16 protein-coding genes and 1 riboswitch are annotated in these 13,426 nt (G+C 71.7%); of the genes, 4 read left to right on the forward strand and 12 right to left on the reverse strand.

Going from position 1 to position 13,426, the window contains the following annotated elements; translation table 11 throughout:
- Positions 1–116: 116 nt before the first annotated feature.
- Positions 117–2,489 carry a SpoIIE family protein phosphatase gene (locus tag AB0A69_RS14695; RefSeq protein ID WP_361420804.1) on the forward strand — a complete coding sequence of 791 codons (2,373 nt, stop codon included), beginning with the start codon at positions 117–119 and terminating at the stop codon, positions 2,487–2,489.
- A gap of 121 nt (positions 2,490–2,610) precedes the next feature.
- Positions 2,611–3,120 carry a MarR family transcriptional regulator gene (locus tag AB0A69_RS14700; protein ID WP_361420408.1) on the forward strand — a complete coding sequence of 170 codons (510 nt, stop codon included), beginning with the start codon at positions 2,611–2,613 and terminating at the stop codon, positions 3,118–3,120.
- A 38-nt stretch (positions 3,121–3,158) separates the two neighbouring features.
- Here AB0A69_RS14700 and AB0A69_RS14705 read toward each other — a convergent pair whose 3' ends face one another.
- The 4 genes from AB0A69_RS14705 to AB0A69_RS14720 all read right to left on the reverse strand — a co-directional run bounded on the left by AB0A69_RS14705 (position 3,159) and on the right by AB0A69_RS14720 (position 5,657).
- Positions 3,159–4,007: an RNA polymerase sigma factor SigF gene (locus AB0A69_RS14705; RefSeq protein ID WP_361420411.1), complete on the reverse strand. Its 849-nt coding sequence runs from the start codon at positions 4,005–4,007 to the stop codon at positions 3,159–3,161.
- A gap of 118 nt (positions 4,008–4,125) precedes the next feature.
- Positions 4,126–4,458 carry an STAS domain-containing protein gene (locus AB0A69_RS14710; RefSeq protein ID WP_361420414.1) on the reverse strand — a complete coding sequence of 111 codons (333 nt, stop codon included), beginning with the start codon at positions 4,456–4,458 and terminating at the stop codon, positions 4,126–4,128.
- A gap of 47 nt (positions 4,459–4,505) precedes the next feature.
- Complete coding sequence (locus AB0A69_RS14715; RefSeq protein WP_361420417.1) at positions 4,506–4,901, reverse strand: ATP-binding protein; 396 nt, start codon at positions 4,899–4,901, stop codon at positions 4,506–4,508.
- A 195-nt stretch (positions 4,902–5,096) separates the two neighbouring features.
- Positions 5,097–5,657: an HdeD family acid-resistance protein gene (locus AB0A69_RS14720; protein WP_361420420.1), complete on the reverse strand. Its 561-nt coding sequence runs from the start codon at positions 5,655–5,657 to the stop codon at positions 5,097–5,099.
- Between the two features lie 215 nt (positions 5,658–5,872).
- Here AB0A69_RS14720 and AB0A69_RS14725 point away from each other — a divergent pair, with 215 nt between their 5' ends.
- Entirely contained in the window at positions 5,873–6,586 is a 714-nt protein-coding gene (locus tag AB0A69_RS14725) for a lysophospholipid acyltransferase family protein (RefSeq protein ID WP_361420423.1), read from the forward strand.
- Between the two features lie 6 nt (positions 6,587–6,592).
- Here AB0A69_RS14725 and AB0A69_RS14730 read toward each other — a convergent pair whose 3' ends face one another.
- From AB0A69_RS14730 to AB0A69_RS14765, 8 genes are all read right to left on the reverse strand, one after another.
- A complete protein-coding gene (locus AB0A69_RS14730) occupies positions 6,593–6,988 on the reverse strand; it encodes a cupin domain-containing protein (RefSeq protein ID WP_361420426.1) in 396 nt (131 codons plus the stop codon).
- A gap of 68 nt (positions 6,989–7,056) precedes the next feature.
- Positions 7,057–7,878 (reverse strand): urease accessory protein UreD, encoded by an 822-nt coding sequence (locus tag AB0A69_RS14735; protein WP_361420428.1) that lies wholly within the window; start codon positions 7,876–7,878, stop codon positions 7,057–7,059.
- On the reverse strand, positions 7,875–8,552 hold the full coding sequence (gene ureG / locus AB0A69_RS14740; RefSeq protein WP_361420431.1) for an urease accessory protein UreG: 678 nt from the start codon (positions 8,550–8,552) through the stop codon (positions 7,875–7,877). The genes AB0A69_RS14735 and ureG overlap by 4 nt, the downstream gene beginning before the upstream one ends.
- 25 nt (positions 8,553–8,577) lie before the next feature.
- On the reverse strand, positions 8,578–9,240 hold the full coding sequence (locus tag AB0A69_RS14745) for an urease accessory UreF family protein (protein ID WP_361420434.1): 663 nt from the start codon (positions 9,238–9,240) through the stop codon (positions 8,578–8,580).
- 11 nt (positions 9,241–9,251) lie between these two features.
- Complete coding sequence (locus AB0A69_RS14750; RefSeq protein ID WP_361420437.1) at positions 9,252–10,973, reverse strand: urease subunit alpha; 1,722 nt, start codon at positions 10,971–10,973, stop codon at positions 9,252–9,254.
- On the reverse strand, positions 10,966–11,277 hold the full coding sequence (locus tag AB0A69_RS14755; RefSeq protein WP_361420440.1) for an urease subunit beta: 312 nt from the start codon (positions 11,275–11,277) through the stop codon (positions 10,966–10,968). Before AB0A69_RS14755 ends, AB0A69_RS14750 begins: the two co-directional genes overlap by 8 nt.
- Before the next feature lie 15 nt (positions 11,278–11,292).
- Complete coding sequence (locus AB0A69_RS14760; protein WP_355368514.1) at positions 11,293–11,595, reverse strand: urease subunit gamma; 303 nt, start codon at positions 11,593–11,595, stop codon at positions 11,293–11,295.
- A gap of 273 nt (positions 11,596–11,868) precedes the next feature.
- Positions 11,869–12,072 carry a hypothetical protein gene (locus AB0A69_RS14765; RefSeq protein ID WP_361420443.1) on the reverse strand — a complete coding sequence of 68 codons (204 nt, stop codon included), beginning with the start codon at positions 12,070–12,072 and terminating at the stop codon, positions 11,869–11,871.
- 640 nt (positions 12,073–12,712) lie between these two features.
- A riboswitch (cyclic di-AMP (ydaO/yuaA leader) is annotated at positions 12,713–12,894 on the forward strand.
- Between the two features lie 4 nt (positions 12,895–12,898).
- Here AB0A69_RS14765 and AB0A69_RS14770 point away from each other — a divergent pair.
- Positions 12,899–13,378, forward strand: coding sequence for a C40 family peptidase (locus AB0A69_RS14770; protein WP_361420446.1), 480 nt, complete (start codon positions 12,899–12,901; stop codon positions 13,376–13,378).
- The last annotated feature ends 48 nt before the right edge of the window (positions 13,379–13,426 follow it).

The raw sequence follows: 13,426 nt of genomic DNA on the forward strand, positions 1-13,426 counted from the left end.
CCGCCGGGCCCGCAGCCGCCGGTCCTCGCCCCTATGCCCCCACCGTCCGTACCGATCGAGGAGTCATCAGCGCAGTGAGTACTCCTGAGCATCCCGGACTTCAGGCCGAGGCCGAAGTGCCGCAGGATCCCTCCGACGGTGAGCGGGCCACGGGGGTGGGCAGACTGGCCGCGACGGTGGAACGCCTGCGCGGCGAGATCCGCGCCGCGCAGGCGGCCGCCGACGGCCGGGCCCTGCTCGAACTGGCCAAGGGCGTGCTGATCGAGCGGCTCGGGTGCGGCCCCGCGGTGGCCGCCCAGCAGCTGGCCGCGCTGGCCGAAGAGGCGGGTGTCTCCCAGCTGGAGCTGGCGGCGGAGATCATCAACCAGGCGGCCCGGGACCACGTCACCGACATTGCCACCGAGTTCGCCAGGCGAGCGACCAATGAGGCGATGACCGCCACCGAGGAGCGCGCCTCCATCGGTGTCCGGCTGCGCACGGCCGAAAGCGCCGCGCTGGCGGCGGGAGACACCCAGGCGGTCGCGGAGTCGCTGCTGGACCACGCGTTGACGCCGCTGGGCGCCAGCGCCGTCGCGGTGTGGACGGCGGGCTCCGACGCGTCGCTGACGCTGGCCGGTCACGCCGGGTTCCCGGCGGACGAGGCCGGCCGCTGGCGCTACGTACCCCCGGGCGTGTCCACGCTGGCACGCCAGGCACTGAGCCGGCGGCAGGCGATCCGGGCCGCCTCCCTGCGCGCGGCCGGTCTGCCCTCCATCGGGTGGGCCCTCAACCCCGGCGGCGGGCGCGTCGCCGTCCCCGCGGGAACCGGTGGCCGCATCCACGGGATTCTGGAGATCTGCTGGCCAGGTCCCCTGGAGCCCCACCCGCCGCAGATCGAGCGGCAGATCGAGGCGCTGGCGGAGCTGTGCGCCCACACCCTCGAGGGCCGCCCCGGGGCCCCGGTCGCGCCCTCGGCGGACACCTGGATCACCCCGCCGGACCTGTCCGAGCTCACGCACCTGGCGGAGGGCCTCTACGACCCGGCTCTGGTCCTGACCCCCTTCCTGGGGCCCGAGGGTGAGCTCGTCGACTTCCGCATCCACCACGTCAACGGCCGCTTCGTCGACCCCGCCGGACGCCCCCGCAACGCCGTGGACGGAGCGCTGCTGCTGGAGGCGTACCCCATGGCGGTCGGCGGCAGCGAGCTGTTCGAGAGCATCGAGCGCGTCTATGCCACCGGTGAGCCGTTCCGAGCCCGGCGCATGACCCTGACCGCCCTGGTCGATCAGGTGCCTCTCGCCTCCGTGGCCGACATCAGCGTCAGCCGCCATGGCAGCAGCGTGCTGCTGATCTGGCGCGTCGAGGACGAGGCGGCGCGTCTGGCGAATCTTCTGCAGCACGCCCAGCGCCTGGGCAGGATCGGCGGGTTCGAGGAGAACGTCGCCACCGGCGAGATCACGTGGAACGACCAGCTGTTCGACCTCTACGGCCGTCCCCACAAGTCCCGGCCCGTGCCGCTGGAGGAGCTGGCCGCCCATGCCCACCCGGACGACGCCGAGGCCATCGACCATTTCCTGCGCGCCGTGTTGCACCACCGGCGGCCCGCGTCGGCGGACTTCCGCCTGCTCCGCCCCGACCGGGTCACCCGGCACATCCGGGTCATCGCCGAGCCGGTCCTCGACGCCGCCCACAGGCTGCTGGCGGTGCGCGGCGCCTACCAGGACATTTCCGCACAGCACTGGACCGAGGTCGCTCTGGCGGCCACCCGCGACCAACTCGCCCACACCGAGCAGCAGGCCGCCGAGCGCAACCGCCTGACGCTGCAGTTGCAGCACGCCATCATGCCGCCCACGCAGGCGCCGCTGGACAGCCCGGGACTGCAGATCGCCGTCCGCTACCGGCCGGCGGAGTCGGAGTCCATGGTGGGAGGGGACTGGTACGACGCCGTCGTGCTGCCCTCCAAGCAGGTCATGCTGTGTGTGGGTGACGTGGCCGGGCACGGCATAGAGGCCGCCACCAGCATGGTGGTGCTGCGCAACGCCATGCGCGGTCTGGCGGTCACCGGCGCCGGCCCGGGGCAGCTGCTGTCGTGGCTGAACATCGTGGCCCACCACCTGACCGAGCACGTCACCGCCACAGCGGTGTGCGGACTGTACGACCCGCACAAGGGCACGCTGCGCTGGGCCCGTGCGGGCCACCTCCCGCCCGTGCTGATCCGCGGGGAGAAGGCGACCACCCTGCGAACGGTCAGCGGGGTCCTCCTCGGCGCACTGTCGGAGGCCTCCTACGAGGAGGAGGAGCTGCCGATGTCCCCCGGCGACACCCTGCTGATGTACACCGACGGGTTGGTCGAGCGCCGGGACGAGTCCGTCCAGGACTCCCTGGCCAAGCTGCTGAGCAATGCCCGTATACCGAGCACCTCCCTTGAGCACCGTCTTGACGGTCTGCTCAAGCACAGCAAGTCGGATACCGACGACGACACCTGCCTCATCGGTATCCAGGTGGTGTGACGCGTACCTGATGTACGGAACCGCCGGCCGGGCCTGCGGTGAGGTTGTGGCTCAGGAGTACTGAGGAGGGGTCATGTCGCGGAGGCTGACAAGGCCGATGCGCGATGCCGCAGTTGAGGGCATGCATTCCGAGACTCCCCCGGGCGGCGACCGGGATGCTGCCGCGCTCGCCGCCCGCGAGGTCATCGAGCTGCTCGAGGTGCTGTGGAACAAGGGCCGGGACATGACCTCACCCGCCCCCGTCTCCTCCTCGCAGCTGCGGGTGCTGTACATCCTCGACCGCGACCAGCCCATCAACCTGCGCACCCTCGGAGAGGTCCTGGGCTCCGCACCCTCCTCGGTCAGCAGGATGTGCGACCGCCTCGGCGCCCTCGGCTTCATCGAACGCACCCCCAGCGCCGCCAGCCGCCGCGAACTGGAACTCCGCCTCTCCAGCCGCGGCGAGAACTACCTCAAGAACCTCCGCGCCCGTCGCCAAGCAGCCCTGGCCGCAGTGCTCTCGGCCATGCCGGCCTCCCAGCGAGCGGCCCTCGCCACCGGCCTGAGCGGCTTCCGCCTCGCCCTCGAGGACGACGGGGCGCTGGAAGGCGAAACCGGCGGGGGCCATGAGGCCCCCGCCGAAACCGCCTGAGTCGGCGTGGGGCCCATGGCCCCGTCGAAGCACCCCGCTCAGTGCGGGGTGAGCATCCCCGTACGCAGACGCACCAGGATGCGGGTGAGCAGCCGGGAGACCTGCATCTGGGAGACGCCCAGGTCTTCACCGATCTGGGCCTGGGTGAGTTCCTCGACGAACCGCAGGTGGAGGATGCGGCGCTCGCGGTCGTCGAGCTGGTGGATCAGGGGTGCCAGGGACTGGAAGTTCTCCACCAGTTCCATGCCCGGGTCTTCCGCGCCGATGAAGTCGGCGAGGGCGGTGTCGTCGTCGCCGCCGCTGTTGATCGCCCCGTCGAGGGACGTCGAGTTGTACCCGTTCGAGGCCAGCTGGGCCTCGATGACCTCGTCTTCGGAGAGGTCCATCAGGGCGGCCAGTTCGCTGACCTTGGGGGAACGACCGAGCCGGGTGCCGAGTTCTTCGGTGGCCTTGGCCAGTTCGACGCGTGCTTCCTGCAGGCGGCGCGGCACGTGGACGGCCCACGAGGTGTCGCGGAAGAACCGCTTGATCTCGCCGACGATGTACGGCACGGCGAAGGTGGCGAACTCGACCTCCCTGGAGAGTTCGAAGCGGTCGATCGCCTTGATCAGGCCGATCATGCCGACCTGCACGATGTCTTCCATCTGGTCGCCGCGGCTGCGGAACCTGCCGGCGGCGTACCGGACGAGCGACATGTTCATCTCGATGAGGGTGTTGCGGGCGTACTGGTACTCCGGCGTGCCCTCTTCGAGAACCGTCAGCTTGTCGAAGAACATCTTCGACAGGGCGCGGGCGTCCTTCGGTGCGAGGCTGCCGGGGTCGGTGATCTCGGGCAGCGCCTCGACCCCGGCCGGTGTTTCCGTTCCCCTCGCCACAACAGTCGTCATCGCCCTGTCCCCTCCCACATCACATCAGCACACGTCGTTCGAGCTCTGGCGAGCCGGTGAGCCGCGCCTACCCCCTCTTCGGCATCTCATGCCACCCGGAGTGGGACGCGTTCTCGGCTCAGCTTTCCAGCGCTTCCTCCACGGTGCCGTACAGGGGGATCGCCTGGCCGAGGCCGACGAGCTCGATCACTCTGAGCACGGACGGCTGGGCGCTGGCGAGCCGGAGCCATCCGCCGGTGGAGGTGGTGGCGCGCTGTGCCCGGAGGAAGGCGTTGACCCCCGAGGAGTCCATGAACGTCAGGGGGGACAAGTCCAGGAGCAGATTGCGCAGACCTTGCGCCTGGGCGGACGTGACTGCTTGCTCCAGTACGGCGACTCCGTCGTAGTCGAGCTGGCCGCTGATGGTGACGACACCGACGCCGGCCGGCCGGGGCTCCACTCTTACCTGCACCCCAGAAGGCTCCATTCCCGCTTTCCTCCTCCGAACCGCGCTCTCGGTCACGTCACTCTCAGGCGCGCCCGCACGCGCTTCCCCGAAGGGATCGGCTCCACGTCCACGCTCTCACACAGCGCGAGGACGATCTCCAGTCCATGCTGCCCCACCCTTCCCGGGTCGGGTGCGTGGGCGATCGGGGCCACCGCGTAGGCGTCCGATACGGCGATCTCCAGCATGCCGCGGGCGAGGGCCAGCTCCACGCGGCAGGGCCCCGCCGCGTGGCGTACGACATTGGTGACCAGCTCGCTCACCACCAGCCGGGCGTCCTCCACGGTGCGCGGCCCCATCGGCACCCCCGCGTCCGCCTGCGCCCGCAGGAACGATGCGGTGAAGTCCCTCGCCGCCGCGATGGCACCGCGCGCGTCGGGGAAGGTCCGTGAGGCGGAGGCGGTTTTCACCCGGACCGGTCTGGTGGCCTCGAGGGAGGCCGTGCTGTCCCTACGCATAAGCGCGCCCCCCATAGCTCCTGGTCCTCTCGCCGGCCCTCTTCCTCCCGCGTCTTCCCGCATATGCGCATCCCTAACCAGGTCGTTGCCCTCACCTCCTGGACACGGCGTGCGACGCCGTCTAGGGCCTGTCTTTCGGATCAGGCCCTAAGCGTGCCGGGCATGCCGCGCCGAGTGGGCGGCCGTGGTGGCGCCACGCAGCCGCCGGGCCGCGGCCAGCACCAGTGCGCCGGAGATCAGCGCGTAGACCCCGATGACCTGGGCGAGGGTGATCGCCCCCGCGCCGGGCCAGGCCCAGAGGAGAACCCCGGCGATCACGGAGGCCGCACCGGCGACGTACAGGACCCACTCGTGGTGCAGTTCACGACGGAAGCGCGCCGCTGCCCAGATCTCCGCGACACCGGTGACCACCGCCCACGCGCCGACCAGGACGACCAGTGCCAGCGCGGTGACGCCCGGCCAGATGATGGTGATCACACCCGTGGCGACGCCGAGCGCTCCGCCCACCGCGTGCGCCGCACGGTGTCCCCGGTCGCCCTCCCGGCGGAAGGCACCGACCAGCAGGGTGACGCCGTCGACGAGCGCGTAGAGGCCGAACAGCAGAGCGAGCGCCAGCACCGTCACCCCCGGCCACATCAGCGCCACCAGCCCGAACAGCAGGGCCGCCATCCCTCGTATGACCAGCGTCCACAGCAGCTGCCTTCGCACGTCCTCACCCTTCATCGCCCGGACAGGTCCGTCCCCATGTACCCCGCTCGGCGGGTCCCACCGCCCGGACAGCCGCGGGCACGACCCGAACACGTCGGCGTCGACACGGGTACACGGCAGCACGGGCGAGGATCGGGTATAGGACAGGATGACTTTCCGATCCGTCATCAGGCACAGCTCCGAAGCCGTCCGGCAGAGTAGGGAGCCAACCCACGATGTTCTACTACGTGCTCAAGTACGTACTGCTCGGGCCGGTTCTCCGGTTGCTGTTCAGGCCGAGGACCGAGGGACTGGAGCACATTCCGCAGCACGGCCCGGCGATTGTCGCGGGGAACCACCTGTCGTTCTCGGACCACTTCCTCATGCCGGCCGTGCTGAAGCGGCGCATCACCTTCCTGGCGAAGCGGGAGTACTTCACCGGTCCCGGACTCAAGGGCCGGCTGACCGCGGCCTTCTTCCGCAGCGCGGGGCAGATCCCGGTGGACCGCTCCGGCAAGGAGGCCGGGCAGGCGGCGATCCGCGAGGGGCTGGGCGTGCTGGCCAAGGGCGAGCTGCTCGGGATCTACCCGGAGGGCACGCGCTCGCACGACGGCCGGCTCTACAAGGGCAAGGTCGGGGTCGCGGTGATGGCTCTCAAGGCCGGGGTGCCGGTGATCCCCTGCGCGATGGTCGGGACGTTCGAGATCCAGCCGCCGGGACAGGTCGTACCCAGGATCAAGCGCGTCACGATCCGTTTCGGCGAGCCGCTGGACTTCTCGCGGTTCGCGGGGCTGGAGGACGAGAAGGCGGTACTCCGCGCCGTCACCGACGAGATCATGTACAGCGTCCTCGCCCTGTCGGGACAGGAGTACGTGGACGAGTACGCGGCCACGGTGAAGGCGCGTGAGACCGGGCAACAGGGCCGCAGGCTCCCCAGGTTGCGGCACTGAAATCGGCTAGGCCGGCTCCTCCGTGAGCCGGTACAGCTCGGGTACGGAGACCTTGATCGGTTCCTGGGTGGTCCGGGCGATCACGACGACCGCGGGCTCGTGCGGGTCGGGGTTCTCCTCACGGTGCGGGACGAACGGCGGGACGAGGAAGAAGTCGCCCGGGCCCCCGGCGATCCGCACCTCCCGGGTGCCGTCGTGGTAGACGAAGACGGGGTGACCGCTGACGACGTAGATCCCGGCCTCCGAGTCGCCGTGGTGGTGGTTGTCCGTGGCGCTCAGCGGCGGGTTCACCACCATGCCCATCCAGAGTTTCTTCGACCCGACCGTGGAGCCGCTGATGGCGGCGTGGCCGTCCAGCTCGCCGGCGCGGACGTGGTGGACGCGGTTGTTGGGCGTGGACATGGTGCGGCCTCCTGGTTCTCGACGGCTTCGATGGCCCTGGCGGGCCTCGACGGGGACGAGGCTGCCGCTCAGGCCCCGGGTGCGCCAACTGTTGTTGCCGTTACGGCAACACGCCCGGGTCCCTCCAGGTGGGCCAGCGCCTCGTCCAGGACGCGCCGCAGGCGCAGCGCGTCCGGGGCGACGGCCGTCACCAGGGCCGCGGGCCCGGCGAGCGGGGTGAGAACGGCGGTCCCGCCCAGCGGGCGCGGCTCGACCGGCCGGTCGGCGAACGCGGGGTCCACGACGAGGAGCTGCCCGACGGCGCGGTGCCCGGCGAGGACGGCCGGCCCGTCCCAGCCGCCGGGCACGCCGGGGCCGTACGCCAGCTCCTGGTCCAGCAGGGCGCGCCCGCCTCGGCGCACGGTGAGGCGGGTGGCGAGGGTGCCGGGGGCCTCGCCGTGGCGGCCGAGGACCTGTTCCTCGCGCAGCACCAGCCGTGCGGTGTCGGCGAGTTCGACGGTCGTGCGCATGCGGAGGAGCGAGCCGTGCGCGGAGATCAGCTGCTCCGGCAGCCAGCGCAGCTCCGCGTCCCGGCCGACCGCCAGGCGGACGTCGTAGTGCGCCTCGTCGGCGACGCGGCCGGGCAGGGCGACCGTCGCGGCCGCCGAGTCCACGGTGAGCCGCGCCCCGTCCCGTACGTCCGCCTCGACGGCGAGCCGGTCGCCGCCCAGCGGGGCGGTCATCGCGCCGACGACGGTCACCCGGTGGTACGGGCCGGCGGCCCGGGTGCGGCGCAGGGCGAGCGGCCCGTCGCTCTGGAGGACCGGCAGCCCGGCGGGGGTGGCGACGATCCGGGCGGTGGCGACGACGCGCGGGGTGGCGACGGTCCGAGGGGTTGCGTGGAGGCTCATGCGGTCCAGGCCGCGAGCTGCTCGCGCACCCAGGCGGCGACGGGCGCGACGCCCTGCTCGCCGGTGAGCGAGGTGAAGGCGACGGGGAGGTCGCCGCGCTGCTCCTTGGCGTCGCGGGCCATCCGCTCCAGGTCGGAGCCGACGTACGGGGCGAGGTCGGTCTTGTTGATGACGAGCAGGTCGGCGGTGGAGACGCCGGGGCCGCCCTTGCGGGGGATGTCGTCGCCGCCGGCGACGTCGATGACGAAGATCTGGGCGTCGACGAGGCCCTTGGAGAAGGTGGCGGTGAGGTTGTCGCCGCCGGACTCGACGAGGATCAGATCGAGCGGGCCGACTGTGCCCTCCAGGTCCTCGACGGCTTCGAGGTTCGCGGAGATGTCGTCGCGGATCGCGGTGTGCGGGCAGGCGCCGGTCTCCACGGCCTGGATGCGCTCGGGCGGCAGGACGGCGTTGCGCAGCAGGAACTCCGCGTCCTCGCGGGTGTAGATGTCGTTGGTGACGACCGCGAGGGACAGCTGGTCGCGCAGTTCGCGGCAGAGTGCGGCGACGGTGGCGGTCTTGCCGGAACCGACGGGGCCGCCGAGGCCGATGCGCAGGGCACGGCGGGTGCCGTCGGGGCGGTGGGCGTCGGCGCTGACGGCGGCGGGGCCGTCGTGGGTGTGGTCGAGGTGCACGGGGAGCTCCTTGTGACGAGGCGAGTTACGAGGCGAAGAGGCGTACGGGCCAGGCGGCGTGCTGTTCGGCGGTGATGTCGAGCAGCGGCGCGGAGGCGGCGGGCAGCGCGTCGATGCCCTGCCGGGCGGCGTCCGCGGCGCGGGCGGCCACCTCGTCCATGGCGGGGGCGAGGCGGGCCAGCACGGCGGTGGCGTGGAAGGGATCGAGGCTCAGCAGGCGGACGGCGGCCGTGGCGGGGCCGCTGACCGTCTCGTACGCGACGCAGTGCGCCGCGTCCTCGGGCCCGAGCCCGGCCGCCCGCGCGGCGATCCCCAGCACGACCGGCTGGTGCGCGCCGCGCGGGAACGCCCGGGCGAGCGCGTCGAGTTCGGGTCCCGGCCAGGTGGCGCGGGCGGCCCGCAGCATCTGGCGGCCGAGCTTGCGGGCGGTGGCGCGCAGCGCGGGCGAGGGGGTGCGGGCGTCGGCGGCCTCGTCGAGGGCGGCGGGGTCGAGGCCGAGGGCGGCCGCGGCGGCGAGCGCCGCGGAGGTGAGGCCCGTGGTGTGCAGGCGGCCGCGGCAGAAGGCCTCCAGGTCGCGGGCGTCGCGGAGGCGCCCCGCCTTGACGGCCGGTTCGGCGCCGCCGGAGTGGGCGTGGCCACCGGCGGGGAACCGGCCGTCGGCGAGGACGAGCAGAGCAGCGCGGGACATCGGCGGCGACCTCAGAAGAGGAAGTAACGCTGGGCCATGGGCAGTTCGGCGGCGGGCGCCGGGTCGACCGGCTCTCCGTCGATCGTCACCGTGAAGGTGTCGGCGTCGACCTCGACGCGCGGCAGGGCGTCGTTCTCCCGCATGTCGGCCTTGGTGACGCCCCGGGTGCTCTTGATCGCCGTGAACCCCTTGTGCAGTCCGAGCCGTTCGGGCAGGCCGTCGTCGAGGGCGCTGTGCGTGACGAAGTTGTACGAGCCCGCCGCCGCGGCCCGGCCCAGTGCGCCGAACATGGGGCGGGGCATGACCGGCTGGGGCGTGGGGATGGACGCGTTGGCGTCGCCCATCTGCGCGTACGCGATCTGCCCGCCCTTGATGACGGTCTGCGGCTTCACCCCGAAGAACGCCGGGTCCCAGAGCACCAGGTCGGCGAGCTTGCCGGTCTCGACGGAGCCGATCTCGTGGTCGAGGCCCTGGGCCACGGCCGGGTTGATCGTGTACTTGGCGACGTAGCGGCGTGCGCGGTGGTTGTCGGCGCGGCCGTCGCCGGGCAGGGCGCCGCGGCGGCGCTTCATCACGTGGGCGGTCTGCCAGGTCCGCAGGATCACCTCGCCGACGCGGCCCATCGCCTGGGAGTCGGAGGAGATGATCGAGATGGCGCCCATGTCGTGCAGGATGTCCTCGGCCGCGATGGTCGAGGGCCGGATGCGGGACTCGGCGAACGCCAGGTCCTCGGGGACGGCCGGGTTGAGGTGGTGGCAGACCATCAGCATGTCGAGGTGTTCGTCGAGCGTGTTGACGGTGTGCGGGCGGGTCGGGTTGGTGGAGCTGGGCAGGACGTACGGCTCCGAGACCACGGTGATGATGTCGGGGGCGTGACCGCCGCCCGCGCCCTCGGTGTGGTACGCGTGAATCGTGCGGCCCGCGATGGCGGCGAGGGTGTCGCCGACGAACCCGGCTTCGTTGAGCGTGTCGGTATGGATGGCCAGTTGGGCGCCGGTCTCGTCGCAGACGCCGAGGCAGGCGTCGATGACGGCCGGGGTCGCCCCCCAGTCCTCGTGGATCTTGAACCCGAGGGCGCCGCCGCGCAGCTGGGAGTGCATCGCCTCGCGCGACATCGTGTTGCCCTTGCCGAGCAGGCCGATGTTGACGGGGTACGTCTCCAGCGCCTCGAACATCCGGGCGAGGTGCCAGGGGCCGGGGGTGACGGTGGTGGCCTTGCTGCCCTCGGCGGGGCCGGTGCCGCCGCCGACGAGGGTGGTGATGCCGGAGGTGAGCGCCTGTTCGACGACGGTCGGCGAGATGAAGTGGATGTGCGCGTCGACGGCGCCCGCGGTGAGGATCTTGCCGTTGCCGGCGATGATCTCGGTCTCGGGGCCGATGACGAGGTCCGGGTGGACGCCGTCCATGGTGTCGGGGTTGCCGGCCTTGCCGATGCCGGTGATGCGGCCGTCGCGGATGCCGATGTCCGCCTTGACGACGCCCCAGTGGTCGAGGACGACGGCGCCGGTGATGACGGTGTCCGGGGCGCCCTCGGCGCGGGTGGTGCGGGCCTGGCCCATGGATTCGCGGATGACCTTGCCGCCGCCGAAGACCGCCTCGTCGCCGGAGCGACCGGGGCCGCCGGAGCGGTCCTCCTCGATCTCGACGAGCAGGTCGGTGTCGGCGAGGCGGATCCGGTCGCCGGTGGTGGGGCCGAAGAGGTCGGCGTACTGGGGGCGGGCGAGCTCAGCCATCGAGGGCACCTCCGGTCTGTCCGCGCAGGCCGGGGACGACACGCAGGCCGGCGAGCGGGACGAGTTCCACGTCGACGGGGATGCCGGGCTCGAAGCGCACGGCGGTGCCGGCGGCGATGTTGAGCCGCAGGCCGCGGGCGGCGGGGCGGTCGAACGCGAGGCCCGGGTTGACCTCGGCGAAGTGGTAGTGGGAGCCGACCTGCACGGGGCGGTCGGCGGCGTTGAGCACGGTGAGGCGGGTGACGGGGCGGCCTTCGTTGAGGGGCACGGGCTCGTCGGCGTAGAGGATCTCTCCGGGGATCATCGGTGGCGGGCCCCGTCAGACGATCGGCTCGTGGACGGTGACGAGCTTGGTGCCGTCCGGGAAGGTCGCCTCGACCTGGACGTCGTGGATCATCTCGGGGATGCCCTCCATGACGTCGTCCCGGCTGAGCACCTTGCGCCCGGACGCCATGAGCTCGGCGACGGTCCGGCCGTCCCTGGCCCCCTCCAGGATGTGCGCGGTGATGAGGGCGACGGCCTCGGGGTGGTTGAGCCTCACCCCGCGTGCCCTGCGCTTCTCCGCCACGTCGGCAGCGACATGGATGAGCAGGCGCTCCTGCTCGTGCGGGCTCAGTTGCACGTTTCACCTCACATGTTCCCGCCCGGCACGACCCCGGGCGGCAGCGGGACCCTATCCGGCTTCAACACTCTGTTGACCTGCGGAAACGATTGTGAGGGAGAGATATTTCAATCTCGGGCAGAAGTTTTTCCAGCAGGTTAACTACCGCTTTGCCTGGCCATGGGACACGAGCGGCCACCCGCCGGGCCCGCAGCGCGGGTCGTATACGAGGCGCGGCCGCTCGCCGGGCGGTACGGGTGCGCCCGTGCCGCCCGGCGAGCCGCGGTGCCCGCCTCAGACGGCCAGGCAGCTCGCGCCCGGGACCTCCGAGGGGAGGGCGGGCGCGGCGGGGTCGACGATGGTGGTCAGGTCGGTCGCGCTGGTGGTGACGCAGTCGAGGACGGCGGTGGGGTCCGGCACCGCCACCGCCGAGGCGGTGGTGACGGTGGATCCGAGGAGTGCGATGGTTCCGAGGACGACGGCCGCGATGCGACGCATACGGGTTCCCTCCCTGTGGCGGGGTGACGGGTTCTGACTCGCCGGTTGGCTCGAGTCGGCCCCTGGCTACCCACCCCCACACCCCGGATACGCGCCCGGTCACCCGCACGAGGACGATGAAACGATCCCGCACGCTTCCGACCCCCGGAGTGGGGTCAACCGGGCGCTCGGCGGGCGCACGGCCGCACCGCGGGAGCACTGCGCTCGACGCATGACCACGGGAGGGCGAGGCGCACACCCGGACGCTGGCGCGTGCGCCGTGCGTTCTCGATGGCGAATGTCGGGCTGCGCGGATGACGCCCCCTCAGGAGCCCGCCTGATGAGGGATTTCGGCGTAGCACGGATGGGCGCAGAAGGGCCGATGAGCCACCCTCGTTCGGCGTACGCAAACGAGGGAATTACGCACTGTACGAGTTGCGCCCATGGTGTACGCATCTGGCGGAACATCACCTTCCGCCGCTGGTCCACGGATCATCAATCGGCCGTCGCGTCGCGCCAAAACGCCTCTGTCCACTCGAATGGATCAGTCGTGAGGAGCCTCACAAACTTCCGTTTCGACTCGGAATTTCGCCCTGTCATGGGTCAAGATCCCTTCGACGACAAGCCCCCGCCACCGCGGCGGGGCGGCCCGGGCGGACGCCGAGTCCTGCCGCCGTCCGGACGACTGGTCGACAGGAGTGGATCGGCAGGAGTGGAGGACCCAAGCAGTCCGGGGCGAGCGCACCATGGCCGCCCCTTGGGGTGAAGCCGCGTCAGCGGCCGGGCAACTTCGCCAGCCCGAACCCGACAGGTCATCCTTCACAGGCGGCTGACGAAGGGTTGCGCTATGACCGCGCAGATTCATGTCCCGTCTCTGCTGTCCCGAGCCGGTGCCGTCTCGGCACTGACGCTCGCCGCCGTCGGCGGCACCATGCTGGCGCCGGGCGCCGTCCCCCAGGCCGAGGCCGCCGCCGCGACGCACGCCACGAAGGCGCTGAACGTCGCCGCGTCGAAGAAGGGCTCCCCGTACGCGTACGGGGCAGCGGGCCCGTCCCGGTTCGACTGCTCCGGCCTCACGCTCTACTCGTACAAGAAGGCCGGCAAGACGCTGCCGCGCACCGCGCAGCAGCAGTACAACAAGACCCGCCACATCTCCACGTCGCAGCGGCAGAAGGGTGACCTGGTCTTCTTCCACTCCGGTGGACGCGTCTACCACGTGGGCCTGTACGCCGGGGACAACAAGATCTGGCACTCACCGAAGTCGGGTTCGGTGGTCAAGCTCGACCGCATCTGGTCGAAGTCGGTCTACTACGGGCGCGTGCGCTGACGCGACGGCTCGTACGCCCCGTACCGCACGCCCAGGCGGTACGGGGCC

Origin of the sequence: Streptomyces sp. NPDC045431 (genome assembly GCF_040646655.1) — a bacterium.
GTDB lineage: Bacteria > Actinomycetota > Actinomycetes > Streptomycetales > Streptomycetaceae > Streptomyces.

Excerpts from the sequence above, each read along its gene's own strand:
- AB0A69_RS14700 (WP_361420408.1), top strand. The coding sequence starts at position 2,611 with ATGCATTCCGAGACTCCCCCGGGCGGCGACCGGGATGCTGCCGCGCTC.
- AB0A69_RS14705 (WP_361420411.1), bottom strand. The coding sequence starts at position 4,007 with ATGACGACTGTTGTGGCGAGGGGAACGGAAACACCGGCCGGGGTCGAG.
- AB0A69_RS14725 (WP_361420423.1), top strand. The coding sequence starts at position 5,873 with ATGTTCTACTACGTGCTCAAGTACGTACTGCTCGGGCCGGTTCTCCGG.
- AB0A69_RS14730 (WP_361420426.1), bottom strand. The coding sequence starts at position 6,988 with ATGTCCACGCCCAACAACCGCGTCCACCACGTCCGCGCCGGCGAGCTG.
- AB0A69_RS14735 (WP_361420428.1), bottom strand. The coding sequence starts at position 7,878 with ATGAGCCTCCACGCAACCCCTCGGACCGTCGCCACCCCGCGCGTCGTC.
- AB0A69_RS14745 (WP_361420434.1), bottom strand. The coding sequence starts at position 9,240 with ATGTCCCGCGCTGCTCTGCTCGTCCTCGCCGACGGCCGGTTCCCCGCC.
- AB0A69_RS14750 (WP_361420437.1), bottom strand. The coding sequence starts at position 10,973 with ATGGCTGAGCTCGCCCGCCCCCAGTACGCCGACCTCTTCGGCCCCACC.
- AB0A69_RS14755 (WP_361420440.1), bottom strand. The coding sequence starts at position 11,277 with ATGATCCCCGGAGAGATCCTCTACGCCGACGAGCCCGTGCCCCTCAAC.
- AB0A69_RS14765 (WP_361420443.1), bottom strand. The coding sequence starts at position 12,072 with ATGCGTCGCATCGCGGCCGTCGTCCTCGGAACCATCGCACTCCTCGGA.
- AB0A69_RS14770 (WP_361420446.1), top strand. The coding sequence starts at position 12,899 with ATGACCGCGCAGATTCATGTCCCGTCTCTGCTGTCCCGAGCCGGTGCC.